Origin of the sequence: Pseudomonas sp. TSRC2-2, from assembly GCF_049897785.1 — a bacterium.
In the GTDB taxonomy this organism is placed as follows: Bacteria; Pseudomonadota; Gammaproteobacteria; order Pseudomonadales; family Pseudomonadaceae; genus Aquipseudomonas.
Genome location: NZ_JAFCWZ010000002.1, coordinates 59,313 through 84,863 on the forward strand (window position 1 = coordinate 59,313; position 25,551 = coordinate 84,863).

The window sequence follows — 25,551 nt, forward strand, 5'->3', positions numbered from 1 at the left end:
ATCTTGCAGCTAGCAGCTTGAGGCTTGCCGCTGCTCTGAAACGACAAAGGCCACCCGAAGGTGGCCTTTGTTGATGGAGCTAAAAAGTCAGCCGAAGCTTACTTCTTCACTTCCCAGCCAGTCAGCTCGGCCAGGGCCTTGCCGATGTCTGCCAGCGAACGCACGGTTTTTACGCCTGCGTCTTGCAGCGCAGCGAATTTCTCGTCTGCAGTGCCTTTGCCGCCAGAGATGATTGCGCCAGCATGGCCCATGCGCTTGCCCGGAGGAGCAGTCACACCAGCGATGTAGGAAACAACCGGCTTGGTCACGTTAGCCTTGATGTAGGCAGCCGCTTCTTCTTCTGCCGAACCGCCTATCTCGCCGATCATCACGATCGCTTCGGTCTTCGGGTCTTCCTGGAACAGCTTCAGGATGTCGATGAAGTTCGAACCCGGGATCGGGTCACCGCCGATGCCGACGCAAGTCGACTGACCGAAACCGGCGTCAGTGGTCTGCTTCACAGCTTCGTAGGTCAGGGTGCCGGAACGCGAAACGATACCGACCTTGCCTGGCAAGTGAATGTGACCTGGCATGATGCCGATCTTGCATTCGCCTGGGGTGATCACGCCTGGGCAGTTAGGGCCGATCAGGACTACGCCCAGCTCGTCGCACTTAACTTTAGCGTCCAGCATGTCCAGGGTAGGAATGCCTTCGGTGATGCAAACGATCAGCTTGATGCCGCCGAATGCCGCTTCCAGGATCGAGTCCTTGCAGAACGGAGCCGGAACGTAGATCACGCTGGCGGTAGCGCCGGTGGCAGCTACTGCATCTTTAACGGTGTTGAACACTGGCAGACCCAGGTGCTCGGTGCCGCCTTTGCCCGGAGTTACGCCGCCAACCATCTTGGTGCCGTATTCGATGGCTTGCTGGGTGTGGAAACTACCTTGCGAACCGGTAATACCCTGGCAGATAACTTTGGTGTCTTTATTGATCAGGACGCTCATTATTTGCCCTCCGCAGCTTTGACAACTTGTTGAGCAGCGTCGGTCAGGCTGGTAGCAGCGATGATGTTCAAACCGCTTTCTGCCAGTACTTTAGCGCCCAGCTCAGCGTTGTTGCCTTCAAGGCGAACAACAACCGGGATTTTCACGCCGACTTCTTTCACGGCGCCGATGATGCCTTCGGCAATCATGTCGCAGCGAACGATGCCGCCGAAGATGTTGACCAGTACTGCCGCGACGTTCTGGTCGGACAGGATGATCTTGAACGCTTCAGTAACGCGTTCCTTGGTAGCGCCACCACCTACGTCGAGGAAGTTGGCTGGCTTGCCGCCATGCAGGTTGACGATGTCCATGGTACCCATGGCCAGACCGGCACCGTTGACCATGCAGCCGATATTCCCTTCCAGAGCTACGTAGTTCAGTTCGAACTTGGCAGCGTGCGCTTCGCGCGGATCGTCCTGCGACGGATCGTGGAAAGCCTTCAGCTTAGGCTGACGGTACATGGCGTTGGCGTCGATGTTGATCTTCGCGTCGAGGCAGTGCAGATCGCCGTCAGCCTTGATCACCAGCGGGTTCACTTCCAGCAGAGCCAGGTCGTGGTCTTTGAACAGCTTGGCCAGACCTACGAAGATCTTGGCGAACTGAGTGACCTGCTTGCCTTCCAGACCCAGCTGGAATGCCAGCTCGCGACCCTGGGATGGCTGAGCGCCAACCAGTGGATCGATAGTGGCTTTCAGAATTTTTTCTGGAGTGTCGTGAGCGATTTTCTCGATGTCCACGCCACCTTCGGTGGAAGCCATGAACACGATGCGACGGCTCGAACGGTCAACGACAGCGCCCAGGTACAGCTCTTTAGCGATATCAGTGCACGATTCAACCAGGATCTTGGTGACTGGCTGGCCGTTGGCGTCAGTCTGGTAAGTCACCAGACGCTTGCCCAGCCACTGCTGTGCGAAGGCTTTGGCGTCTTCTTTGCTGCGAACCAGCTTGACGCCGCCCGCTTTACCGCGACCACCGGCGTGAACCTGGGCTTTGACGACCCACTCGTTGCCGCCGATCTTGTCGCAAGCTTCTGCTGCTGCTTCCGGGGTGTCTACTGCGTAACCAGTGGAAACTGGCAGGCCGTATTCAGCGAACAGCTGCTTACCCTGATACTCGTGAAGATTCATGCTTTTTACCGTCTTCGTTAGGTACTGCGCATTCGGCGCTGCGCTCGTTTGAGTGCCGCGCCACCTGTGACTGCTGCTTGCGTAGCTGAGCTACGCAAGACTGCGTCCGGCGGACATTCCGCGGTGAGTCTTGCTCGCAAGGCTCACGACGGGCCGCTACCGCCGTGGTTTCTTATTATGTCTTAACGCTTCTTGCGGTTGGCAATGTGAATAGCGCCGCCATTCACTGCCAGAGCAGCTTCGTGCAAGGCTTCGGACAGGGTCGGATGGGAGAAAACCATCATGCCCAGGTCTTCAGCGCTGGTGCCGAATTCCATACCGATCGCGCCCTGCTGAACCAGTTCCGCAGCGCTCGGGCCAATCACGTGCACGCCCAATACGCGGTCGGTCTTGGCATCGGCGATGACCTTGACGAAACCACCGGTATCGTTGGCAGCCATGGCACGGCCGGAAGCGGCGAACGGGAAGGTGCCGACGTTGACTTCAACGCCTTCGGCCTTCAGCGCCTGCTCGGTTTTGCCAACCCACGCGATTTCCGGGTGAGTATAAATAACCGAAGGGATCAAATCATAGTTCATCTGAGCCTTGTGGCCCTTGATGCGCTCAACAACCATGATGCCTTCTTCCGAAGCCTTGTGGGCCAGCATCATGCCGCGAACCACGTCGCCAATGGCGAAGACGCCCGGTACGGCGGTGACGCAATGGTCATCAACCGCGATGAAACCGCGCTCGTCGATTTCCACGCCACAGTCGGCAGACAGCAGATCAGTGGTCACCGGACGGCGACCAACGGCTACGATCAGCTTGTCGAACGTGATGGTCTGTTCGCCGTTGGCATCGGTGTAGTTGACGACGACTTCTTCGCCGTTGACTTTCGAACCGGTAACGCGAGCGCCCAGCTTGATGTCCAGGCCCTGTTTGGTCAGGGTTTTCAGCGCTTCCTTGGAAACAGCGGTGTCCGCTGCCATCAGGAAAGTGTCCAGCGCTTCGAGAACAGTCACTTCGGCACCCAGACGCGACCATACCGAACCCAGCTCCAGGCCGATCACGCCAGCGCCGATCACGCCCAGACGTTTAGGTACGGACTGGAATTCCAGAGCACCCGTCGAATCGACAATGACGTTCTGGTCAACCGGGGCCGGTGGAATGTCGATCGGACGCGAACCTGGCGCGAGAATGACGTTTTCCGCTTCGATGACTTCAACCGAGCCGTCCGGCTTGGTGACTTCGACTTTCTTGCCGGCCAGCAGCTTGCCGTGGCCCTGGATCGAAGTAACGCCGTTGGCCTTGAACAGGGTGGCAACACCGCCGGTCAGGTTCTTGACGATGCCAGCCTTGCGGCCAACCATCGCAGCGACGTCCATTTTGACTTCGCCGGTCGAGATACCGTGAACGTTGAAGCTTTCCTTGGCTTCCTTGTATTTCCACGAGCTGTCGAGCAGCGCCTTGGACGGAATGCAACCCACGTTCAGGCAGGTACCGCCCAGGGCTTGCTTGCCCTCTGCGTCGGTGTACTTCTCGATGCAGGCAGTGGTCAGGCCCAACTGAGCAGCCTTGATGGCGGCTACATAGCCACCAGGGCCGGCACCGATCACTACTACGTCAAATTTCTGCGACATTCAAAAAATCCTCTTTTTTGCAGCAAGCGTGAAGCCGCAAGCCTCAAGCCAAACTGCGTTTACCTGCAGTTCGCAGCCTGAGACTTGCAGCTGCTTCTATCAAATATCCAGCAACAGACGAGCCGGATCTTCCAGCAGGTTCTTGATGGTCACCAGGAAGGTCACAGCTTCTTTGCCATCGATCAGACGGTGATCGTAGGACAGTGCCAGGTACATCATCGGACGGATCACGACCTGGCCGTTGATGGCCATCGGACGCTGGATGATGTTGTGCATGCCCAGAATCGCTGCCTGCGGCGGGTTGACGATCGGCGTCGACATCATCGAACCGAAGGTACCACCGTTGGTGATGGTGAAGGTACCACCGGTCATCTCGTCCATCGACAGTTTGCCGTCACGGGCCTTCTTGCCGAAGGTGGCGATGCCGCCTTCGATTTCAGCCAGGCTCATCAGCTCAGCGTTACGCAGAACCGGTACGACCAGGCCACGATCGCTGGAAACGGCAACGCCGATGTCCGCATAGCCGTGGTAAACGATGTCGCCGCCGTCGATCGACGCGTTGACAGCCGGGAAGCGCTTCAGCGCTTCGGTGGCCGCTTTGACGAAGAACGACATGAAGCCCAGGCGTACGCCGTTGTGGGACTTCTCGAACAGGTCCTTGTACTTCGAACGCAGGGCCATGACTTCGGTCATGTCGACTTCGTTGAACGTGGTCAGCATCGCCATGTTCGACTGGGCTTCAACCAGACGCTTGGCCACGGTGGCACGCACGCGGGTCATCGGTACGCGCTTCTCGATGCGGTCGCCAGCAGCGAATACAGGCGCAGCTGCCGAAGGAGCAGCAGCCTTGGCAGGCGCGGCAGCCGGAGCGGCTTTCTTCGCAGCAACAGCTGCTACCACGTCTTCCTTGGTCACACGACCGCCCTTGCCGGTACCGGCAACGGAGGCGATGTTGATGCCGTTTTCCTCAGCCAGCTTGCGTGCAGCCGGAGCGGCGATCGGGTCGTCTTCGCCATCGGCAGCAGCCGGAGCAGCAGTGGCAGCAGCGGCCGGAGCAGCAGCGGCAGCTGGAGCAGCGGCAGCAGCGCTGCCCTCTTCGATCGAGCCCAGGACCTGGTTCGACAGAACGGTAGCGCCTTCTTCGGCGATGATTGCGCCCAGCACGCCGTCGGCTTCGGCCAATACTTCCAGCACGACCTTGTCAGTCTCGATGTCGACGATCAGGTCGTCACGCTTGACGGCCTCGCCTGGTTTCTTGTGCCAAGTGGCAACGGTGCCATCGGCAACCGATTCCGGGAATGACGGGGCTTTGATTTCGATAGCCATTATCTGTGGGTCCTTAAAATTCGGTTTCAGTCAGCGCGAAGGCGTTAAACAGTGAAAGCGTCTTGCAGCAGTTTTTCCTGCTGCTCGGCGTGCATCGATGCATAACCACAAGCTGGCGCAGCCGAAGCCTCACGGCCCGCGTACTCAAGTACGAGAGTCTTGTCGAGGTTGGCAATGCTGCGACGCAAGTGATGCTGGCTGCAGTACCAGGCACCCTGGTTCATCGGCTCTTCCTGACACCAAACGGCATGCTTGACGTTGGTGTACGGAGCCAGGACTTCCTTCAAGTCGTCCTCAGGGAACGGATACAGCTGCTCGATACGCACGATGGCGATATCTTCGCGGCCTTCGGCACGGCGTTTTTCCAGCAGGTCGTAGTAGACCTTGCCGCTGCACAGAACCACGCGCTCGACCTTTTTCGGGTCCAGTGCGTCGATTTCCGGGATCACGGTCTGGAACGAACCTTCGGCCAGATCTTCCAGCGTCGAGATGGCCAGCTTGTGGCGCAGCAGCGACTTCGGCGTCAGCACGACCAGCGGCTTGCGCAGCGGACGGATTACCTGACGACGCAGCAAGTGGTAGATCTGTGCTGGCGTGGTCGGCATGCACACCTGAATGTTGTGCTCGGCGCACAGCTGCAGGTAACGCTCAAGACGTGCCGAGCTATGCTCAGGGCCCTGACCTTCGTAACCGTGTGGCAGCAACATGGTCAGACCGCAGAGACGGCCCCACTTGTGCTCACCGCTGGTGATGAACTGGTCGATAACGACCTGCGCACCGTTGGCGAAGTCGCCGAACTGGGCTTCCCAGATCACCAGCGCGTTTGGCGTGGTGGTCGAGTAACCGTATTCGAACGCCAGTACCGCTTCTTCCGAGAGGAACGAGTCGTACAGGTCGAAACGTGGCTGACCGTCGTACAGGTTCTGCAGCGGAATGTAGGTGCCCGCGTCTTTCTGGTTGTGCAGCACAGCGTGACGGTGCGAGAACGTACCGCGGCCGATGTCCTGACCAGTCATGCGAATCGGGTGACCTTCGAACGCCAGGGTCGCGTATGCCATGGTTTCGGCATAACCCCAGTTGATCGGCAGGCCGCCGGCTTGCATCTTCTGACGGTCTTCGTAGATCTTCGCGACCTGACGCTGGACCACGAAGCCTTCCGGAATTTCCAGCAGCTTGGCGGACAGTTCTTGCAGGGTCTTCAGATCGAAGCGCGTGTCATGACGCGCAGTCCAGGCGTGGCCCAGGTACGGACGCCAGTCGACGAACAGCTCTTTGTTCGGCTCTTTGACCAGCGATTTCACCACGTGCAGACCGTTGTCCAGCGCGTTGCGGTATTCGTCGACCTTGGCCTGAACTCGTTCAGCGTCGAGCACACCGGCCTGGGTCAGGCGATCAGCGTACAGCTCACGGGTGGTGCGCTGCTTGGTGATCTGCTGATACATCAGAGGCTGGGTGCCGCTTGGCTCGTCGGCCTCGTTGTGGCCGCGACGACGGTAGCAGACCAGATCGATCACCACGTCACGCTTGAACTGCATGCGGTAGTCAATGGCCAGTTGGGTCACGAACAGCACGGCTTCCGGATCATCACCATTCACATGGAGGATCGGCGCCTGTATCATCTTGGCAACGTCGGTGGCGTACTCGGTGGAGCGCGAGTCCAGCGGGTTGCTGATGGTGAAACCAACCTGGTTGTTGATCACGATGTGCACGGTACCGCCGGTCTTGAAACCGCGGGTCTGCGACATCTGGAAGGTTTCCATGACCACGCCCTGACCGGCAAATGCCGCGTCACCGTGGATGGAGATCGGCAGAACTTTCTCACCGGTCAGGTCGTTGCGACGGTCCTGACGGGCGCGCACCGAACCTTCGACCACCGGAGAAACGATTTCCAGGTGGGACGGGTTGAACGCCATGGCGAGGTGAACTTCACCGCCGGTGGTCATCACGTTGGACGAGAAGCCCTGGTGATATTTGACGTCACCGGAACCGAGCTCGACCTTCTTCTTGCCTTCGAACTCGTCGAACAGCTCGCGCGGATTCTTGCCGAAGGTGTTGACCAGCACGTTCAGACGGCCACGGTGGGCCATGCCGATGACGACTTCCTTGGTGCCGTACGAGCCGGAACGCTGGATCAGTTCGTCGAGCATCGGAATCAGGCTTTCGCCGCCTTCCAGACCGAAACGCTTGGTGCCCGGGTATTTGGTGCCCAGGTATTTTTCCAGGCCTTCACCGGCAGTCACGCGCTCAAGCAGGTGACTCTTGATGTCGGCGGAGTACGTCGGACGCCCACGCACGCTTTCCAGACGCTGCTGGAACCACTGGCGCTGCTCGGAATCGGTGATGTGCGTAAATTCAGCGCCGATGGTGCGGCAATATGTCTGCTGCAACGCTTCGTGAATTTCGCGTAGGCTCGCTTCCTCTTTGCCGATGAACAGGTCGCCGGCACGGAAGGTCGTATCAAGATCGGCATTGGTCAAGCCGTAATGATTGATCGACAGGTCTGCAGGTGCAGGACGCTGCCACAGTCCCAGCGGGTCAAGCTGGGCTGCCTGGTGGCCACGCATACGGTAGGCCTGGATCAATCGCAGCACTTCAACTTGCTTCTTCTCGTGCTCACTGCTCACGCTGCCGGCGGAAACCGGTTGTGCGCGGCGCTGGTTCTTTGCCAGCAGCACGAAATGATCGCGAATTGTCGAGTGCGAAACATCAGTGGCAGAGCTGCCGTCGGCTGGCAACTTCTGAAAGTAGGTGCGCCACTCTTCTGGCACAGCGTTAGGGTCGTGCAGGTAGAGCTCATAAAGCTCTTCCACATAGGCAGCGTTTCCACCTGAAAGGTAGGCGCTGTTCCACATGCGCTGCATCACGCTTTCTTGCATGCTTGGTCACCCTCGGTTAGGGGAACACCATCGGTGTCGACACCGAGCAAACTTGCAGAAGTCCGAATGCAGCGACTAAAACAAGCCACCTAGGATCACACTGATAGTCCGGGTACCAGCCCGGATGCCCCTGCTTGTCTCATTTCTTCAAAATAAGAGCGGCAGCTTGTGGCTACTGCTCTGGTTATAGCCATGACGCGGGTTGAAGCCCGCGCCACAGCCTCTACGGTGCAACGGTTACAGCAGCTGAATCACACGCCGCTCGAGAGCAGCATGTTACGGATGTGACCGATGGCCTTAGTCGGGTTCAGGCCTTTCGGACATACGTTGACGCAGTTCATGATGCCCCGGCAGCGGAAAACGCTGAACGGGTCGTCAAGTGAAGCCAGACGCTCGCTGGTCTTGGTGTCACGGCTGTCAGCCAGGAAGCGGTAGGCTTGCAGCAGCGCAGCAGGACCGAGGAATTTGTCCGGGTTCCACCAGAAGGACGGGCAAGAGGTCGAGCAGCAGGCGCACAGGATGCACTCGTACAGACCGTCGAGCTTTTCGCGCTCTTCTGGCGACTGCAGACGCTCGATGGCCGGAGCCGGCGTGTCGTTCTGCAGGTAAGGCTTCACCTTCTCGTATTGCTTGTAGAAGATGCTCATATCGACGACCAGGTCACGGATAACCGGCAGACCTGGCAGCGGGCGAACGATCAGCTTGTTGCCTTTTACAACGGCGGACAGCGGCGTGATGCACGCCAGACCGTTCTTGCCGTTGATGTTCATGCCGTCGGAGCCGCAGACGCCTTCACGGCAGGAGCGACGATAGGAGAAACCCTCGTCCTGCTCTTTGATCAGGGCCAGCACGTCCAGCACCATCAGGTCTTTACCACCGGTATCGACCTGGAAATCCTGCATGAACGGCGCAGCGTCCTGATCAGGGTTGTAGCGATAAACACTGACTTGCAACATGGCGGTCACCCCTTAATAAGTCCGGACTTTAGGTTCGAAAGTCGGAACAGTCTTCGGCGAGAAGTTGACGGCACGCTTGGTGACGCGCTTGTCACCCGGGAAGTACAGGGTGTGGCATAGCCAGTTTTCGTCGTCACGGTCTTCGAAGTCTTCACGGGCGTGCGCGCCGCGGGACTCTTTACGTACTTCGGCCGCGATGGCGGTAGCTTCAGCCACTTCCAGCAGGTTTTGCAGCTCCAGCGCTTCGATTCGTGCAGTGTTGAACGCCTGCGACTTGTCGTTGATTTTCACGTTGGCGATGCGGGCACGCAGGTCAGCAAGCTGAGCGATGCCTTTCTGCATGTATTCGCCGGTACGGAATACGCCAAAGTAGTTCTGCATGCAGCTTTGCAGCTCGCGACGCAGAGTGGCAACGTCTTCACCGTCGGTACGGTTGTTCAGTGCATTCAGGCGCGACAGTGCAGCTTCGATGTCGGACTCGGTAGCGTCGTCGTATTCGATGCCGTCGGTCAACGCCTTTTCCAGGTGCAGACCGGCAGCGCGACCGAATACCACCAGGTCGAGCAGCGAGTTGCCGCCCAGACGGTTGGCACCGTGGACCGATACGCAAGCCACTTCGCCTACCGCGAACAGGCCAGGGATGATCTGGTCCTGACCTTCGGCGTTCTGGGTGATCGCCTGGCCATGAATGTTGGTGGCAACGCCGCCCATCATGTAGTGGCAGGTCGGAACAACCGGAACCGGCGCAACCACCGGGTCAACGTGGGCGAAAGTCTTCGACAGTTCGCAGATGCCTGGCAGACGGCTGTGCAGCACTTCCTCGCCCAGGTGGTCGAGTTTGAGCATCACGTGGTCGCCATTCGGGCCGCAACCGTTGCCGGCGATGATTTCCTTAACCATCGAACGGGCAACCACGTCACGACCGGCAAGGTCTTTCGCGTTCGGAGCATAACGCTCCATGAAACGCTCGCCGTGCTTGTTGATCAGGTAACCACCTTCACCACGGCAACCTTCGGTAACCAGTACACCAGCGCCGGCGATGCCAGTCGGGTGGAACTGCCACATTTCGATGTCTTGCACCGGCACGCCGGCACGCAGAGCCATGCCAACACCGTCACCGGTGTTGATCAGGGCGTTGGTGGTGGAGGCGTAGATACGGCCTGCACCGCCAGTCGCCAGAACGGTGGCCTTGGCACGAATGTAGGAGGTTTCACCGGTTTCGATGCAGATCGCGATCACACCAACGAATTCGCCTTCCTGGTTTTTCACCAGATCAACAGCGTAGTACTCGTTGAGGAATGTGGTGCCGGCTTTCAGGTTGCCCTGATAAAGGGTGTGCAGCAGCGCATGACCGGTACGGTCGGAAGCGGCGCAAGTACGCGCAGCCTGACCGCCCTTGCCGTAGTCCTTGGACTGGCCACCGAACGGACGCTGATAGATGCGGCCTTGCTCGGTACGCGAGAACGGCAGACCCATGTGGTCCAGCTCGAACACGGCAGCCGGGCCTTCCTGACACATGTATTCGATAGCGTCCTGGTCACCGATGTAGTCGGAACCCTTGACGGTATCGTACATGTGCCAGCGCCAGTCATCGTTCGGGTCGGCGGAGGCGATAGCGCAAGTGATGCCGCCCTGTGCGGACACAGTGTGCGAACGGGTCGGGAAAACCTTGGTGATCACCGCAGTCTTGTGGCCGCCCTGGGCCAGCTGTAGCGCAGCGCGCATGCCGGCACCGCCACCACCGATAATGATGGCGTCGAAAGAAATCGTTGGAATGTTAGCCATGAATCAGATACCCCAGAGAATCTGCACACCCCAGACGAAGTAAGCGAACATCGCAACGCCGCATACTGCCTGGAAAAGGAAACGTATCGCCGTTGCGGACTTGCCGAACGCCATTGGCGTCAGGTAGTCGGTCGCGATGGTCCACATGCCGACCCAGGCGTGAGCGCCCAAAGCAACAAGGGCCAGCAGGCTGAAAATACGCATTCCGTTGTGGGCGAACAGTTCATGCCACTGGGCATACTCGAGGCCAGGGTTGGCGACGATGTATCCGATCAGGAAAATGAAGTAAGCCGCGAGAACGACCGCAGACACACGTTGCGCCATCCAGTCATAGAGGCCCGAACGCGACAGGTTAGTGACGTTAGTTACCATATCCAGACTCCTGCCAGAACGATTACCACCACGGAAACGGCGATAACGATTTTCGAGCCCAGTTTGCCGCCTTCCAGCGTCTCACCGATGCCCATGTCCATGATCAAGTGGCGCACACCGGCTACCAGGTGATACAGCAGAGCGGACAGGATGCCCCAAATCACTAGCTTGGCTAGCGGACTGGTCAGACACGCTTTCACCTGACCGAAGCCTTCCTCGGAGCTCAGCGACTTGTCCAATGCGTAAAGCATGATGGCAAGGCACACGAAGAGGATGACACCGGAGATACGGTGAAGAATGGACGTGTAAGCAGTGACTGGGAGTTTGATGGTCCTTAGGTCTAGGTTTACAGGTCGTTGGCTTTTCACGGCTTTTTTTTCACACTGAAGAGCCCCTAACAATCAGGGCAAAGTTGTTGGGGAGTGCACTGGTCAGGTAACCACCACCCAGGGATGCGACCCCCAATGAAAGCAAGCCCAAAAGCCCTTGGCGGTCGGTGGCCGAGTATAGACAGTTAGGCTACTAATGACAACGCGTTCACCTACCCCCAATAGCGGATTGCACAAGTTGAATAAAAGGCGTAAATGGCAGGCAATTTCGAGGAAAAAGTCGGCTTAAAGCCCTCTGGAGCAAGACTTTAGGCAAATTGACATTCGAATTTATCTCACTATAGTGGTGCGGGCCCTGCGTGGGGGGTCTGTCTGATGGTTCAAGCATAAATAGGAGGCCACATGGCTGACAAAAAAGCGCAGTTGATCATCGAGGGCGCAGCCCCCGTCGAGCTGCCCATTTTAACCGGCACCGTTGGTCCCGATGTAATTGATGTTCGGGGCCTGACGGCCACGGGCCGCTTCACTTTCGACCCGGGCTTCATGTCGACCGCTTCGTGCGAATCGAAAATCACCTATATCGACGGCGACAACGGCATTTTGTTGCACCGCGGCTACCCGATCGAACAGCTGGCTGAAAAGTCGGACTACCTGGAAACCTGCTACCTGTTGCTCAACGGCGAGTTGCCGACCGCAGAACAGAAGGCCCAGTTCGTCAGCACCGTGAAAAACCACACCATGGTTCACGAGCAGCTGAAAACCTTCTTCAACGGCTTCCGTCGCGACGCCCACCCGATGGCCGTCATGTGCGGTGTAGTCGGCGCCCTCTCGGCCTTCTACCACGACTCCCTGGACATCAATAACCCGCAGCATCGCGAAATCTCCGCGATCCGTCTGGTTGCGAAGATGCCGACCCTGGCAGCAATGGTTTACAAGTACTCCATGGGCCAACCCATGATGTACCCGCGCAACGACCTCACGTACGCGGAAAACTTCCTGCACATGATGTTCAACACCCCGTGCGAGATCAAACCGATCAGCCCGGTACTCGCCAAGGCCATGGACCGGATCTTCATCCTCCACGCCGACCACGAGCAGAATGCTTCGACCTCCACCGTGCGTCTGGCCGGCTCTTCGGGTGCCAACCCGTTCGCCTGTATCGCTGCGGGTATCGCCGCGCTGTGGGGCCCTGCTCACGGCGGTGCGAACGAAGCCGTGCTGACCATGCTCGACGAGATTGGCGATGTATCGAACATCGACAAGTTCATCGCCAAGGCCAAGGACAAGAACGATCCGTTCAAGTTGATGGGCTTCGGTCACCGCGTCTACAAGAACCGCGACCCTCGCGCGACTGTAATGAAGCAGACCTGCGACGAAGTACTGAAGGAGCTGGGCATCAACAACGATCCGCAACTCGAACTGGCCATGCGCCTGGAAGAGATCGCGCTGACCGACCCGTACTTCATCGAGCGCTCGCTGTACCCGAACGTCGACTTCTACTCGGGGATCATCCTCAAGGCGATCGGCATTCCGACCAGCATGTTCACGGTGATTTTCGCTCTGGCACGTACTGTGGGCTGGATTTCGCACTGGAAGGAAATGCTCTCGAGCCCGTACAAGATTGGCCGTCCACGCCAGCTGTACACGGGTTATGAGTCGCGTGACATTACTTCGCTGGAAGATCGCAAATAAGGTTTTTTCTTTTTGTGATGGTTTAGTGGTGTGTCAGGAACGGCCTCTTATATAGAGGCCGTTTTTGTTTCTGTTGTGTTCATTGGATTGGGGGCATATCCGTTGCTGCGGTAACGGCTTCTTATGGTTTCGCTCTTACAGCGAGTCCCTTTTTCAAACGCCGGAGTGCCGGCCCAGCAAAAAGGAACCAAAAGGCTTTGCCCCGGCGTACGGCCCGCTCGCTAAAGCTCGGGGTTCCTTCGTTACGGAACCGATCCCATAACGAAGCCTGCCGAAGGGGCAAAAGATCAAAAGCAAAAGCCAGATCAAAAGATCGCAGCCTTCGGCAGCTCCTACAGTCGGATCGCGTGCTACAAGACCAGGTCGGCTGTCAGGCCGCCTTCGCGAGCAGGCTCGCTCCCACAAAACGCAAAAAGCAAGGCAGCGCAGCTGCCCGCGGCGAAGCCGCCCCACTCAACAATGAGCGCAAGCTCGAGTGCTTTTGATCTTGATCCACCGGCGACGTCGGAAGGCTGAGTGGAGGGATTGATCCGGGCGTGGGAGCGCAGCGACCGTTCGACGAAGTCGAACACAGCGGAAGGAGGTGCAGCGAAGCAAACCGTAGCCGCTGCGCCTGGATCGATCCCGCAGCGAAGGAACCCGAGCCTGCGAGGGCCGAACGTAGGAGCAAGCCTTTTGGGTTACCTTTTTGGCGTCTGAAAAAGGTGACTCGCCGTAAGAGCGAAACCCTAAGCCGCCGTTACCGCAGCAACGGATATAAACCCAAAACCACCCGATAACCGCCCACAAAAAAACGCCCCAATCTCTCAACCAGGGCGTTTTCTTCAAGCTTGCAGCTTGAAGCTAGAAGCTTACATCTGATCTCTTAGTGCGAAACCGCCCCACTCGCCCCCAACCCGGTCTGCGAACGCACAAACTGCGGGAAGAACAGCGCCCGCTCATTGTCCGCTGCCGCCGACTTGTCGGTAATCGAGAAGAACCAGATCCCGATAAAGGCAATGATCATCGAGAACAGCGCTGGATACTCGTAAGGGAAGATCGCCTTCTCATGATGCAGAATCTGCACCCAGATGGTCGGGCCAAGGATCATCAGGCCCACGGCACTGATCAGACCCAGCCAGCCGCCAATCATTGCGCCGCGAGTGGTCAGCTTCTTCCAGTACATCGAAAGCAGCAGTACCGGGAAGTTGCAGCTCGCCGCGATCGAGAACGCCAGGCCAACCATGAACGCAATGTTCTGACTTTCGAACAGAATGCCCAGACCAATCGCCAGCACCGCCAGGGCGATGGTGGTGATCTTCGACACGCGAATCTCATCCTTCTCGTTGGCCTTGCCCTTCTTGATCACACTGGCATACAGGTCATGGGACACCGCCGAAGCACCGGCCAGGGTCAGGCCAGCCACCACCGCGAGAATGGTCGCGAACGCTACCGCCGAGATGAAGCCGAGGAAAATGCTGCCACCTACCGCGTTGGCCAGATGCACCGCCGCCATGTTGTTGCCGCCGAGCAACGCGCCCGCAGCATCTTTGAAGGCCGGGTTGGTGCTGACCAGCAGGATCGCGCCGAAGCCGATAATGAAAGTCAGGATGTAGAAGTAACCAATGAAACCGGTAGCGTACAGCACGCTTTTGCGCGCTTCTTTTGCGTCACTCACGGTGAAGAAGCGCATCAGAATGTGTGGCAGGCCAGCGGTACCGAACATCAGCGCCAGACCCAGCGAGAACGCCGAGATCGGATCCTTGACCAGACCACCCGGGCTCATGATCGCTTCGCCCTTGGCGTGCACCTTGATCGCTTCGGAGAACAGCGTGTTGAAGTCGAAGCCGACGTGCTTCATTACCATCAGCGCCATGAATGAGGCGCCGGAAAGAAGCAAGACTGCTTTGATAATCTGCACCCACGTGGTCGCGAGCATGCCGCCGAACAGCACGTACATGCACATCAGCACGCCGACCAGAATCACCGCAACGTGGTAATCGAGACCGAACAGCAGCTGGATCAGCTTGCCGGCACCGACCATTTGCGCGATCAGATAGAACGCCACCACCACCAGCGAGCCGCAGGCCGACAGGGTGCGAATCTGGGTTTGCCCGAGGCGGTAGGACGCCACGTCGGCAAAGGTGTATTTGCCCAGGTTGCGCAGGCGTTCGGCGATCAGGAACAGAATGATCGGCCAGCCCACCAGGAAGCCGATCGAGTAGATCAGGCCATCGTAGCCGGAGGTGAACACCAGCGCGGAAATGCCCAGAAAGGACGCCGCCGACATGTAGTCACCGGCAATTGCCAGGCCGTTCTGGAAACCGGTGATCTTGCCGCCTGCCGCATAATAATCGGCAGCCGAATTGTTTTTCTTCGACGCCCAGTAGGTGATGTACAGCGTCGCGCCGACGAAGGCCACGAACATCAGGATCGCCGGGATGTTCAGCGGCTGTTTGGCCACCTCCCCAGTCAACGCATCAGCCGCCCAGACACTTGGTGCGAAAGCCGCAACACTCAATACAGCAAGTAGACGCCGGATCATTGCTGAGCCTCCTTGAGAATCGCATTGTTCAGGTCGTCGAACTCGCCATTGGCGCGGCGCACGTAGATGCCGGTCAGGACGAAAGCCGAAAGGATCAGGCCAACACCGATCGGGATGCCCCAGGTGATCGAAGATTCAGGACTGAGTTTCGCACCGAGAACATGCGGCCCGTAGGCGATCAGCAGGATGAATGCGGAGTACAGCCCAAGCATGATTGCCGAGAGAATCCAGGCGAATCGTTCCCTTTTCTGAACCAGCTCCTTGAATCGGGGACTGTTTTGAATCGAGAGGTAAATGCTGTCGTTCATTGTTTTTATCCTCGCAGCACAGATTATTGTTGGAACGTAGCTAATGTATGCGGCTGCGAGAGAGGTTCCAGACGACCTTAGTAGTAGATGGCCATGATGTTTTTGCCATTTACCGGACACCCAAAAACAACTGTGGGAGCGAGCTTGCTCGCGAAGGCGCCGTATCAGTCAACACATCAGTCAACTGACAGACCGCTTTCGCGAGCAAGCCCGCTCCCACAGAGTTAGGCGGTGAAGCTGTTATTTGGTCCAGTCAGCCACGCGATCCGGGTGTTTGGCCACCCAATCCTTGGCCGCTGCATCAGGCTTGGCACCATCCTGAATCGCCAGCATGACTTCGCCGATTTCGTCTTTCGACGCCCACTGGAAGTTTTTCAGGAACTTGGCCACTTCCGGCGCCTTGGCTTCCAGGCCTTTGCTGCCGATGCTGTTCACCGTTTCAGCCTGGCCATACACGCCTTTCGGGTCGTCGAGGAAGCGCAGTTTCCATTTGGCGAACATCCAGTGCGGCACCCAACCGGTGACGGCGATGGATTCGTTTTTCTTCTCGGCGCGGGTCAGCTCGGCAATCATGCCGGCGCCGGAACTGGCCTTGAGGCTGTACTTGTCCAGGCCGTAATCCTTGATCGCCTGATCGGTCTTGAGCATCACGCCTGAACCGGCGTCGATGCCGACAATACGGTTTTTGAAGGTGTCGTCAGTCTTCAGGTCTTCGATCGATTTGGCTTTGACATACTCGGGTACGATCAGGCCGATCTTCGCGTCCTTGAAGTTCGGGCCGTAATCGACGACCTGATCCTTGTTTTTCGTCCAATAGTCACCGTGGGTCACGGGCAGCCAGGCCGAGAGCATGGCATCGAGTTTGCCGGTGGCCACGCCCTGCCACATGATCCCGGTGGCGACGGCCTGCAGCTTCACGTCATAACCGAGTTTCTGTTTGATCACTTCGGCCGCCACGTGAGTGGTCGCGACGCTGTCGGACCAGCCGTCAACGTAACCGATGTTCAGGGTCTGTTTTTCAGCGTTGGCGAAAGTGGCACTCATCGCAAGCGCCAGAGCGGCACCTGCGCCTAAAAGTCGTCGCATCTTCATCGTTTACTTCCCCGAAATGCTGCGCCCGACGGATGCCGGGCATCGTCAACGTATTGTTATGGTGCACAGCGCCCCCATCACGCCGGACCTCACACACCGAACATCAGCCGATTTTTCAAAAAGGGTACTGATAGTTTGATCATCAACCTCAAGCGGCCGGCGACCTGCTCTGTCAGCGACCTCAAGGCAGCGAGAAACGACATCAGAAAGCCATTAATCAAGCGAGATTAATTGACGCCAGACAATCCGCCCGAACTTTGCATGTATAACGCCTGCAGGCCACCTGCCTTTCTATAAATGCAGGTAACATGCGTCGCTTTGCAGCCACTCGGCCTGATCATGTCCGCGACGTACCGATTTCCTTTTGTGCCTTATCTGTTCGCCTGTCTGCTCGGGCTCCTGGCCCTTGGCGGTTTCTGGTATGGCCTCGGCCAACCGGTGATCCTGCCGGACGCCGCGACGCCGACGCACAAGCTGCAATGCGCCTCGTACACGCCGTTCGACAAGGATCAGTCGCCGTTCGACGTGCCGTTCAAGTTGCGCCCTGAGCGCATGGATGCCGACCTTGCGCTACTGGCAACGCGCTTTGAATGTATCCGCACCTATTCGATGACCGGCCTCGACGCCCTGCCCGATCTTGCGCGCAAACACGGTCTGAAGTTGATGATCGGCGCCTGGGTCAACAGCAACCCCGTGGATACCGAGCAGGAAGTCGAGCTGCTGATCAAATCCGCCAACGCCAACCCCGACGTGGTCACGGCAGTCATCGTCGGCAACGAGGCGCTGCTGCGCAAAGAGGTTACCGGCGCACAACTGGCCCGGCTGATCGACAAGGTCAAAAGCCAGGTCAAGCAACCGGTAACTTACGCCGATGTCTGGGAATTCTGGCTCAAGCACCCGGAAATTGCCCCGGCCGTGGATTTCCTCACTATCCATTTGCTGCCGTACTGGGAAGACGATCCCTCGAACATCGACGTCGCGCTGCGGCATGTGGCGGATGTGCGCCAGGTGTTCGGCAACAAATTCGCCCCCAAAGACGTGGTGATCGGCGAAACCGGCTGGCCGAGCGAAGGCCGTCAGCGCGAAACCGCCGTGCCGAGCCGGGTCAACGAGGCGAAATTCATTCGTGGGTTTGTGACGATGGCCGAGCAGGAAGGCTGGCGTTACAACCTCATCGAAGCCTTCGATCAGCCATGGAAGCGCGGCAGTGAAGGCGCCGTCGGCGGTTATTGGGGGCTGTTCGATGCCGATCGGCAGGACAAAGGCGTGCTTGCCGGGCCGGTGAGCAACGTGCCGTACTGGAAAGAATGGCTGGCGGTTGGCGCTGTGATTTTCCTCGGTACGTTGATTCTAGGTGGACGCGTTCGCACCGTGCGCTCGGCACTGCTGCTGCCATTGCTCGGTGCCGTCGCTGCTTGTTCAATTGGCGCCTGGGCTGATCTGGCGCGGCTGACCACGCGATTTGCTGGCGAATGGCTGTGGGTCGGCTTGCTGACCGGGCTGAATCTGTTGGTGCTCGCGCATGCCGCGCTGACGTTGAGTGCACGTATCGGTTGGCGCGCGCGAGCATTCGATTTTCTCGAGCGTCGCGCCGGCTGGCTGGTCGCGGCGGCCGGTTTTGCCGCTGCGGTGATGGTGCTGGAGATGGTGTTCGATCCGCGCTATCGCAGTTTCGCCAGCATGGCGTTCGTGCTGCCGGCGCTGGTGTACCTGTGCCGGCCGGTGAGCGTGCCGCGTCGGGAGATCGCCTTGCTGGCGTTTATCGTCGGTGCCGGGATTGCGCCGCAGTTGTATCAGGAAGGGTTGCTGAATCAGCAGGCCTGGGGTTGGGCGCTGGTCAGTGGCTTGGTGGTGGTGGCGTTGTGGCGCTGTCTGCGGGTTCGCAAGGGCTGACCAGAGCAAGATCAAAAGATCGCAGCCTTCGGCAGCGCCTACAGATGCAGGGTGTGCCATTGTAGGTGCTGCCGAAGGCTGCGATCTCTCAAATCACGCACCGCGTGAGGATCTGACCAGGCGCAACCCGGCAATTACCACCGCAAACACCGCCAAGGTGGTGTTGTACAACGCCAATGCCGGCATCCCGAACACCAGCGCCAGTACCGCCAGCCACCATCCTCCCCGCCCCGGCACGACAAAACCGATCAGCGCCATGCCCACCGCTGCCCAGCCCAGCACCTTGAAATGGATCATCAATCCGAGGTTCGAGCGCACCACGCACTCCCAACGGCTGGCCTCCTCGACGCAGATGCCCACCCACTGCCCGTCTTCCATAAAGCCATAGCGCGCGGCATAACTGGCGGCCAGCCACAGCGGCAACAAAACGAGCAGCACAATCACAGGCAAGCGGCGGGACATGAAGCACTCCAATCTACGGAAATCGGCCGCCAGCTTAATCTGCCGCCCTGCATACGCAAGCGCTAACAACACTTAACTGTTCATTCAGGCCGTGCAAAGTGTATCGTCCAGCTACTATTACTCCGAATTCCGCCTGTTTGGTGCCGCAGCATGGCACTTTGGCGCACGGCCGGAGGTCATAGCCTGCGAACTTCAATCGGCACCTTCCTCTAAGGGATCTAGTCATGCTCCGTTCCTTGCGCTTCGCCGCGCTGTTCAGCGGCCTTATCTTGAGTGCGTCCGCGCTGGCGGTGGATATCGACGCCGCCAGCTATGGCTACCCGCTGACCAACCCGTTCGAGGCGACGATCGCCACGACACCACCGGATCTGCGTCCGGAGCTGCCGCTGGACGACGACATCAATCAAACGGACCGCAGCCTCACCCTGCGCCCGGAGCGCGAGTTCCAGCTGCCGGACAATTTCTGGGCAGTCAAAAAACTCACCTATCGCATCGCCACGCAGGACAAACCGGCGCCGCTGATCTTTCTGATCGCCGGCACTGGCGCGCGCTTTGACAGCACGCTCAACGAATACCTGAAAAAGCTTTATTACAAGGCCGGCTACCACGTCGTGCAGCTGTCTTCGCCGACCAGCTTCGACTTCATCAGCGCCGCCTCGCGTTTCGCCACCCCGGGCGTGACCAAGGAAGACGCCGAAGACATGTACCGGGTGATGCAGGCGGTCCGCGCGCAAAACCCGAAACTGCCGGTGACCGAGTACTACCTGACCGGTTACAGCCTCGGCGCTCTCGATGCCGCGTTCGTCGCGCATCTGGACGAGACCCGCCGCAGCTTCAACTTCAAGAAAGTCCTGCTGCTCAACCCGCCGGTCAATCTCTATACCTCGGTGACCAACCTCGACAAGCTGGTGCAGACCGAGGTCAAGGGCATCAACAGCAGCACCACGTTCTACGAACTGGTGCTGACCAAGCTGACCCGCTACTTCCAGCAGAAAGGTTACATCGATCTCAACGATGCGCTGCTGTATGACTTCCAGCAGTCCAAGCAGCACCTGACCAACGAACAGATGGCCATGCTCATCGGCACGTCGTTCCGCTTCTCGGCGGCCGATATTGCCTACACCTCGGACCTGGTCAACCGTCGTGGCCTGATCACCCCGCCGAAATTCCCTATCACCGAAGGCACCAGCCTCACGCCGTTCCTCAAGCGTGCGCTGCAATGCGACTTCGACTGCTACATCACCGAACAGGTTATTCCGATGTGGCGTGCGCGAACCGACGGCGGCAGCCTGCTGCAACTGATCGATCAGGTCAGCCTGTATGCACTCAAGGATTATCTGCACGACAGCCCGAAAATCGCCGTGATGCACAACGCCGACGACGTCATCCTCGGCCCTGGCGATTTGGGCTTTTTGCGTAAAACCTTCGGTGATCGCCTGACCGTTTACCCACTGGGCGGCCACTGCGGCAACCTTAACTACCGCGTCAACAGCGACGCCATGCTGGAGTTCTTCCGTGGCTAAATATCTCCTGCTGATTGCAGCGCTCCTCTGTGCAGGCGTGGCCCAGGCCGACAACAGCAAAGCCGATGCACCGGTGGTGGTCGACAGCGACGGCTTCAAGGAGCCGCTGACCAAACTCAAATTCAACCCGGGCCTGGACCAGCGCGAGTTCGAGCGCTCGACGCTCAACGCGCTGAACGTTTATGACCCGCTGGAATCGTGGAACCGCCGGGTTTACCACTTCAATTACCGCTTCGACCAATGGGTGTTCCTGCCGGTGGTCGATGGCTATCGCTATATCACGCCAAGCTTTGTGCGCACCGGGGTGAGCAACTTCTTCAACAACATTGGCGACGTACCGAATCTGGTCAACAGCCTGCTGCAGTTCAAGGGTCAGCGCTCGATGGAAACCACTGCGCGCCTGTTGCTCAACACCACGATCGGCATCGCCGGCCTGTGGGACCCGGCCACCGCCATGGGCCTGCCACGCCAGAACGAAGACTTCGGTCAGACCCTGGGTTTCTACGGCGTACCGGGCGGCGCCTACTTCGTACTGCCGATCTTCGGCCCGTCGAACATCCGCGACACCGCGGGTCTGGCCGTGGACTACACCGCCGACACCGCGATCAACTTCCTCAATGTCGCGGAAGTCAGCTCCAACCATCCGGAAGTCTGGGCCTTGCGTGCAATCGACAAGCGCTACCAGACCAGTTTCCGTTACGGCCAGATGAACTCGCCGTTCGAGTACGAGAAAGTGCGGTACGTCTACACCGAGGCGCGCAAGCTGCAGATCGCCGAGTAATCTCGGCGGGTACAAAAAGGGCCATTCGATGCACGTCGAATGGCCCTTTTTTGTGGCTCAACACAAATCAGAATGTGGGAGCGGGCTTGCTCACGAATACGGTGGATCAGTCAATATCCATGTCGACTGGCGTTCCGCATTCGCGAGCAAGCCCGCTCCCACAGGTTTCATGTTCAGCTTCTGATTGCGCGCCAGAGCTTGCCCACGACAGTCACCACCGCCAACACCACCGCACCGGCAATGATCCCCGCAACACCGTTGAGCAGCATCGGCACGGCGAACCCGGCACTGCCCGCCGCTGCGCCGACGCCTTCGATCCAGTGATGCAGCACCGGCACGCCATGGGTAAGGATGCCGCCGCCAACCAGGAACATCGCCGCCGTACCGACCACCGACAGGGTTTTCATCATGTACGGCGCGGCGCTGAGAATGCCGCCGCCAATCTTTTTCGCCATCTGCCCGGGCTTCTGCGTCAGCCACAGACCCAGATCGTCGAGTTTGACAATGCCCGCCACCAAACCGTAAACGCCCACGGTCATGACGATGGCGATGCCGGACATGACCACCACCTGCTGGGTCAGCGAGGCGTCGGCCACGGTGCCGAGGGTGATGGCGATGATTTCCGCCGAGAGGATGAAGTCGGTGCGGATCGCGCCTTTGATCTTGTCCTTTTCATACGCCACCAGATCGGTGGCCGGATCGGCGACGGCTTCGGTCAACTGCGCATGCCCGGCTGCGTCTTCCTCTTTGCTGTGCAAGAACTTGTGCGCAAGCTTCTCGAAACCTTCGAAGCACAAATACGCACCGCCGACCATCAACAGCGGCGTTACCAGCCATGGCACGAAGGCGCTGATCGCCAGCGCCGACGGCACGAGGATCAGTTTGTTGACGAACGAGCCCTTGGCCACCGCCCAGACCACGGGAATTTCCCGCTCGGCGCGCACGCCCGAAACCTGCTGGGCATTGAGCGCAAGATCATCACCCAGCACCCCGGCAGTCTTCTTCGCGGCCATTTTCGTCATCAATGCAACGTCATCCAGAACGGTGGCGATGTCATCGATCAGCACCAGCAAACTGCTTCCTGCCATGAATCCTGTTTCCTTCTGTGTATGAATGTTGCCAAGCATAGCGCGACCGCCAGCCACAGGCTGCATTGTTGAGCGCCGCTCAAGGCCGGTGCTACCATGCGCCACCGCCAGAACAGGCAAGGAACCACCGGGTTTATGAGCACAATCCGCGAGCGAAACAAAGAACTGATCCTGCGCGCCGCCAGCGAAGAGTTTGCCGACAAGGGCTTTGCGGCGACCAAAACCAGCGACATCGCCGCCAAGGCGGGATTGCCCAAGCCCAACGTCTACTACTACTTCAAATCCAAGGAAAACCTCTATCGCGAGGTGCTGGAAAGCATCATCGAGCCGATTCTTCAGGCCTCGACCCCGTTCAACCCGGACGGCGTGCCGAGCGAGGTGCTGAGTGGCTACATCCGCTCGAAGATCCGCATCTCCCGCGACCTGCCCTACGCCTCCAAGGTGTTTGCCAGCGAGATCATGCACGGCGCCCCGCATCTGAGCGCCGACCTGGTCGAGCAGCTCAACAGCCAGGCCAAGCACAACATCGCCTGCATCCAGAGCTGGATCGACCGCGGCCAGATCGCCCCGATCGACCCCAACCACCTGATGTTCAGCATTTGGGCCGCCACCCAGACTTACGCCGACTTCGACTGGCAGATTTCTGCAGTGACCGGGAAAGACAAGCTCGATGAAGCCGATTATGAAGCGGCAGCGCAGACGATCATCCGGTTGGTGTTGAAGGGGTGTGAGCCGGACTGAACAGACTTACCGCTATCGCTGGCAAGCCAGCTCCCACAGGGCTTTGTATTGGTTACAACATCTCAATACGACAGAGAATCCTGCGGGAGCTGCCAGCGATGGCTTTCGATCAGGCGCCAATGATCAGAAGGATATCCTGCTCATTCGCAGTGACCCTTGGCGCTCAAGCCTCCTCCCCCATCAACCAGCGCAGTGCCTGTGGCAGCGAAGTGCTCCAGTCGGCGGGGAAGGTGTGTCCAGCCTCATGGACACGGGATTTGACCTCGTTGCCTTCGCTGAACAATTGACGGAAATCGGCGCTCATCTGCTGATTACGTGGCCCTTCCTCTTTGCCGTTGATGACAAATACACGCTTGCCGCGCGCTTTGCTTTCGGTGGGCGTCGGTTGCATGCCGCCGGGTGACAGCAGCAGCGCGCCGGCGTATTGGTCCGGGTGCTGCGCCAACAGAGCGCCGGCGTGTTGCGAGCCCTGCGAAAAGCCCATGAGGAACACGCGTTTACGGTCGATGCATTGCTGGGCTTCCAACGCTTTGAGCCCGTTCTGCACGGCTTGATGGGTGCCTTCGAAGCCGGGGCCGATCCAACGGAAGCTGTCGACCGCGTTGATCATTTCTGTGCCATTGATCCCCATAATCACTGCGCCGGTGTCGGCCAGCGGTTGGTAATCTTCATCGAGCTCGCCGTTGACGCCATAACCGTGGAGCCAGACCACCACCGGCCGACAGGCTTTGGGGACGGGGATGCTGGCCGACGGATCAAGCACGGAGATCGCGCCAACCTTGCCGACGGCCATTTTGCTGTAGCGCTCCTGAGCGTTGGCCAGGACGCTTTTATAGGTGCCAGATTCGCGCAGATCGGCGAAGTCTTCATCGCCGGCCATCAACGGGCCGAACCACAGGCCGCGGTCATCGGCTTCACGTAGAAAGCGTTCGGCCAATTTGTCATCGCCACGCCGAGCAAACAGCGCCGCGACCTGATAAGGCGCCTGCAATTGTTTGGGGTCTTCACGGGTGGCGGCCAGATACACCGCAATGGCCTGCAACGTATCGGATGATTCGAGCTTTTCGGCACGATCCATCAGTTCCTGGGCATCGTCTGCATTGATCAATGCAGAGACCACCGGGCTGAGCGCATTGAACGCGATTTCGTCGGCGTCAGGTGCTTGCGCCGCATGCAGGGCGGGAGTACAGAGGGTCATGGCCGTGGCCAGAGAGAGGGCAAATAGCGTCTTCACGCGAATCTTCCTTGATACATAAACGAGAGGGGCGGCAGTCTATAGACCCCGCCCCGCTTCGTCATCATTACCACATCAGTCGTGGTGAATTATCTCACTCAGGCCGCTACCCCCGCATCCGCGCGTAACTTCAGCGCCTCCACCGCACTGATCGCGACTTGCTCATCCACATCCGACAAATCCCCACTGATCCCGATCGCGCCCAGCACTTCACCCGCCTGATTGCGAATCAACACACCACCCGGCGCCGGCACAACGCTGCCCTGCCCCATGCTGTTCAACGAAGAAAAAAAGGCCGGGCGTTGCTGGGCGTCCTGGGCGAGCAGGCGTGAGCCTTTGCCCAATGCGATGGCGCCCCAGGCTTTGCCGATGGCGATGTCGGGGCGCAACAGGCTGGCGCCGTCTTCGCGTTGCAGGGCAATCAGGTGCCCGCCGGTGTCGAGCACCGCGATGGTCAGCGGTGCGGCGTTGATGCCGCGCCCTGCATTGATGGCTTCGCTGACCAGGTTGACTGCGACTTTCAAGGTTAAAGCGCTCATGGTGCCGTCCTCATTTTGTTATAGGGAAAGTCGTGGGACTGCGCGTCTGTGCCGCAGTCCGATGCCACAAATAGAACACAATGAGTTATTTTTTTGTATACAATAATTCTCGAAAGGCGCCACATGCGACGAAAAGCCACAGCACAACGGGCTTGCGACGAATGAAACAGGCGCTTGAGAAAATGGATTGACCTGCGCCGTCCGCCGTGAATACACTCTGCGCAAAGCCACTTGTATACAATTATAAAACGTAAAGAGGCAC

Annotated in this window: 21 protein-coding genes; 5 read left to right on the forward strand and 16 right to left on the reverse strand. The window is 58.7% G+C overall.

From position 1 onward, the window contains the following. Window positions 1-98: 98 nt before the first annotated feature. From sucD to sdhC, 9 genes are all read right to left on the reverse strand, one after another. Window positions 99-983, reverse strand: coding sequence for a succinate--CoA ligase subunit alpha (sucD, locus tag ACP7D9_RS03285; protein WP_016773680.1), 885 nt, complete (start codon window positions 981-983; stop codon window positions 99-101). After that, the gene (gene sucC / locus ACP7D9_RS03290) at window positions 983-2,149 is read right to left on the reverse strand and encodes an ADP-forming succinate--CoA ligase subunit beta (protein ID WP_016773679.1); all 1,167 of its coding nucleotides are present in this window, start codon (window positions 2,147-2,149) and stop codon (window positions 983-985) included. Before sucC ends, sucD begins: the two co-directional genes overlap by 1 nt. A 182-nt stretch (window positions 2,150-2,331) precedes the next feature. After that, the gene (gene lpdA, locus ACP7D9_RS03295; protein ID WP_101158689.1) at window positions 2,332-3,768 is read right to left on the reverse strand and encodes a dihydrolipoyl dehydrogenase; all 1,437 of its coding nucleotides are present in this window, start codon (window positions 3,766-3,768) and stop codon (window positions 2,332-2,334) included. A 99-nt stretch (window positions 3,769-3,867) separates the two neighbouring features. After that, a complete protein-coding gene (gene odhB / locus ACP7D9_RS03300; protein ID WP_426155659.1) occupies window positions 3,868-5,094 on the reverse strand; it encodes a 2-oxoglutarate dehydrogenase complex dihydrolipoyllysine-residue succinyltransferase in 1,227 nt (408 codons plus the stop codon). A gap of 44 nt (window positions 5,095-5,138) precedes the next feature. Then, a complete protein-coding gene (locus tag ACP7D9_RS03305; RefSeq protein WP_101158687.1) occupies window positions 5,139-7,970 on the reverse strand; it encodes a 2-oxoglutarate dehydrogenase E1 component in 2,832 nt (943 codons plus the stop codon). A 251-nt stretch (window positions 7,971-8,221) separates the two neighbouring features. Then, window positions 8,222-8,926 (reverse strand): succinate dehydrogenase iron-sulfur subunit, encoded by a 705-nt coding sequence (locus ACP7D9_RS03310; RefSeq protein ID WP_016773675.1) that lies wholly within the window; start codon window positions 8,924-8,926, stop codon window positions 8,222-8,224. 12 nt (window positions 8,927-8,938) lie between these two features. After that, window positions 8,939-10,711, reverse strand: coding sequence for a succinate dehydrogenase flavoprotein subunit (sdhA, locus tag ACP7D9_RS03315; protein ID WP_042607585.1), 1,773 nt, complete (start codon window positions 10,709-10,711; stop codon window positions 8,939-8,941). A 3-nt stretch (window positions 10,712-10,714) separates the two neighbouring features. After that, window positions 10,715-11,083, reverse strand: coding sequence for a succinate dehydrogenase, hydrophobic membrane anchor protein (sdhD, locus tag ACP7D9_RS03320; RefSeq protein WP_008049683.1), 369 nt, complete (start codon window positions 11,081-11,083; stop codon window positions 10,715-10,717). Beyond that, a complete protein-coding gene (gene sdhC / locus ACP7D9_RS03325) occupies window positions 11,077-11,451 on the reverse strand; it encodes a succinate dehydrogenase, cytochrome b556 subunit (RefSeq protein ID WP_016773673.1) in 375 nt (124 codons plus the stop codon). The genes sdhD and sdhC overlap by 7 nt, the downstream gene beginning before the upstream one ends. Before the next feature lie 363 nt (window positions 11,452-11,814). Here sdhC and gltA point away from each other — a divergent pair, with 363 nt between their 5' ends. After that, a complete protein-coding gene (gltA, locus tag ACP7D9_RS03330) occupies window positions 11,815-13,104 on the forward strand; it encodes a citrate synthase (protein WP_101158686.1) in 1,290 nt (429 codons plus the stop codon). 865 nt (window positions 13,105-13,969) lie between these two features. On the opposite strand, the gene ACP7D9_RS03335 is transcribed toward gltA, so the two are convergent. The 3 genes from ACP7D9_RS03335 to ACP7D9_RS03345 all read right to left on the reverse strand — a co-directional run bounded on the left by ACP7D9_RS03335 (window position 13,970) and on the right by ACP7D9_RS03345 (window position 17,028). Further along, the gene (locus tag ACP7D9_RS03335; protein ID WP_397480187.1) at window positions 13,970-15,628 is read right to left on the reverse strand and encodes a cation acetate symporter; all 1,659 of its coding nucleotides are present in this window, start codon (window positions 15,626-15,628) and stop codon (window positions 13,970-13,972) included. Further along, entirely contained in the window at window positions 15,625-15,936 is a 312-nt protein-coding gene (locus tag ACP7D9_RS03340; protein WP_042607582.1) for a DUF485 domain-containing protein, read from the reverse strand. The genes ACP7D9_RS03335 and ACP7D9_RS03340 overlap by 4 nt, the downstream gene beginning before the upstream one ends. Window positions 15,937-16,176: 240 nt before the next feature. Continuing rightward, window positions 16,177-17,028: a glycine betaine ABC transporter substrate-binding protein gene (locus tag ACP7D9_RS03345; protein WP_426155664.1), complete on the reverse strand. Its 852-nt coding sequence runs from the start codon at window positions 17,026-17,028 to the stop codon at window positions 16,177-16,179. A 297-nt stretch (window positions 17,029-17,325) separates the two neighbouring features. On the opposite strand from ACP7D9_RS03345, the gene ACP7D9_RS03350 reads away from it, so the two are divergent. Continuing rightward, window positions 17,326-18,921: a beta (1-6) glucans synthase gene (locus tag ACP7D9_RS03350; RefSeq protein ID WP_426155666.1), complete on the forward strand. Its 1,596-nt coding sequence runs from the start codon at window positions 17,326-17,328 to the stop codon at window positions 18,919-18,921. 93 nt (window positions 18,922-19,014) lie between these two features. Here the strand turns inward: ACP7D9_RS03350 and ACP7D9_RS03355 are convergent, their stop codons facing one another. Beyond that, a complete protein-coding gene (locus tag ACP7D9_RS03355; protein ID WP_426155668.1) occupies window positions 19,015-19,383 on the reverse strand; it encodes a hypothetical protein in 369 nt (122 codons plus the stop codon). Window positions 19,384-19,607: 224 nt separating this feature from the next. Between ACP7D9_RS03355 and ACP7D9_RS03360 the strand changes: the two genes are divergently transcribed. Together ACP7D9_RS03360 and ACP7D9_RS03365 are read left to right on the forward strand one after the other, a co-directional pair. Continuing rightward, complete coding sequence (locus ACP7D9_RS03360) at window positions 19,608-20,906, forward strand: serine/threonine protein kinase (RefSeq protein WP_101158681.1); 1,299 nt, start codon at window positions 19,608-19,610, stop codon at window positions 20,904-20,906. Continuing rightward, window positions 20,899-21,687 (forward strand): MlaA family lipoprotein, encoded by a 789-nt coding sequence (locus ACP7D9_RS03365; RefSeq protein ID WP_101158680.1) that lies wholly within the window; start codon window positions 20,899-20,901, stop codon window positions 21,685-21,687. The genes ACP7D9_RS03360 and ACP7D9_RS03365 overlap by 8 nt, the downstream gene beginning before the upstream one ends. Before the next feature lie 173 nt (window positions 21,688-21,860). Here ACP7D9_RS03365 and ACP7D9_RS03370 read toward each other — a convergent pair whose 3' ends face one another. Then, the gene (locus ACP7D9_RS03370; protein ID WP_426155671.1) at window positions 21,861-22,775 is read right to left on the reverse strand and encodes a DUF808 domain-containing protein; all 915 of its coding nucleotides are present in this window, start codon (window positions 22,773-22,775) and stop codon (window positions 21,861-21,863) included. A 135-nt stretch (window positions 22,776-22,910) separates the two neighbouring features. Here ACP7D9_RS03370 and ACP7D9_RS03375 point away from each other — a divergent pair, with 135 nt between their 5' ends. Then, window positions 22,911-23,516 (forward strand): TetR/AcrR family transcriptional regulator, encoded by a 606-nt coding sequence (locus tag ACP7D9_RS03375; RefSeq protein ID WP_101158678.1) that lies wholly within the window; start codon window positions 22,911-22,913, stop codon window positions 23,514-23,516. 163 nt (window positions 23,517-23,679) lie between these two features. Here ACP7D9_RS03375 and ACP7D9_RS03380 read toward each other — a convergent pair whose 3' ends face one another. Both ACP7D9_RS03380 and ACP7D9_RS03385 read right to left on the reverse strand, forming a co-directional pair. After that, window positions 23,680-24,750 carry an alpha/beta hydrolase gene (locus ACP7D9_RS03380; protein ID WP_426155673.1) on the reverse strand — a complete coding sequence of 357 codons (1,071 nt, stop codon included), beginning with the start codon at window positions 24,748-24,750 and terminating at the stop codon, window positions 23,680-23,682. A 98-nt stretch (window positions 24,751-24,848) separates the two neighbouring features. Next, window positions 24,849-25,289 carry a GlcG/HbpS family heme-binding protein gene (locus tag ACP7D9_RS03385; RefSeq protein ID WP_101158676.1) on the reverse strand — a complete coding sequence of 147 codons (441 nt, stop codon included), beginning with the start codon at window positions 25,287-25,289 and terminating at the stop codon, window positions 24,849-24,851. Between the last annotated feature and the right edge of the window lie 262 nt (window positions 25,290-25,551).

Coding starts and splice junctions, on each gene's coding strand:
- sucD (WP_016773680.1), bottom strand. CDS start 983: ATGAGCGTCCTGATCAATAAAGACACCAAAGTTATCTGCCAGGGTATT.
- sucC (WP_016773679.1), bottom strand. CDS start 2,149: ATGAATCTTCACGAGTATCAGGGTAAGCAGCTGTTCGCTGAATACGGC.
- lpdA (WP_101158689.1), bottom strand. CDS start 3,768: ATGTCGCAGAAATTTGACGTAGTAGTGATCGGTGCCGGCCCTGGTGGC.
- odhB (WP_426155659.1), bottom strand. CDS start 5,094: ATGGCTATCGAAATCAAAGCCCCGTCATTCCCGGAATCGGTTGCCGAT.
- ACP7D9_RS03305 (WP_101158687.1), bottom strand. CDS start 7,970: ATGCAAGAAAGCGTGATGCAGCGCATGTGGAACAGCGCCTACCTTTCA.
- ACP7D9_RS03310 (WP_016773675.1), bottom strand. CDS start 8,926: ATGTTGCAAGTCAGTGTTTATCGCTACAACCCTGATCAGGACGCTGCG.
- sdhA (WP_042607585.1), bottom strand. CDS start 10,711: ATGGCTAACATTCCAACGATTTCTTTCGACGCCATCATTATCGGTGGT.
- sdhD (WP_008049683.1), bottom strand. CDS start 11,083: ATGGTAACTAACGTCACTAACCTGTCGCGTTCGGGCCTCTATGACTGG.
- gltA (WP_101158686.1), top strand. CDS start 11,815: ATGGCTGACAAAAAAGCGCAGTTGATCATCGAGGGCGCAGCCCCCGTC.
- ACP7D9_RS03335 (WP_397480187.1), bottom strand. CDS start 15,628: ATGATCCGGCGTCTACTTGCTGTATTGAGTGTTGCGGCTTTCGCACCA.
- ACP7D9_RS03340 (WP_042607582.1), bottom strand. CDS start 15,936: ATGAACGACAGCATTTACCTCTCGATTCAAAACAGTCCCCGATTCAAG.
- ACP7D9_RS03345 (WP_426155664.1), bottom strand. CDS start 17,028: ATGAAGATGCGACGACTTTTAGGCGCAGGTGCCGCTCTGGCGCTTGCG.
- ACP7D9_RS03350 (WP_426155666.1), top strand. CDS start 17,326: ATGCAGGTAACATGCGTCGCTTTGCAGCCACTCGGCCTGATCATGTCC.
- ACP7D9_RS03355 (WP_426155668.1), bottom strand. CDS start 19,383: ATGTCCCGCCGCTTGCCTGTGATTGTGCTGCTCGTTTTGTTGCCGCTG.
- ACP7D9_RS03360 (WP_101158681.1), top strand. CDS start 19,608: ATGCTCCGTTCCTTGCGCTTCGCCGCGCTGTTCAGCGGCCTTATCTTG.
- ACP7D9_RS03370 (WP_426155671.1), bottom strand. CDS start 22,775: ATGGCAGGAAGCAGTTTGCTGGTGCTGATCGATGACATCGCCACCGTT.
- ACP7D9_RS03375 (WP_101158678.1), top strand. CDS start 22,911: ATGAGCACAATCCGCGAGCGAAACAAAGAACTGATCCTGCGCGCCGCC.
- ACP7D9_RS03385 (WP_101158676.1), bottom strand. CDS start 25,289: ATGAGCGCTTTAACCTTGAAAGTCGCAGTCAACCTGGTCAGCGAAGCC.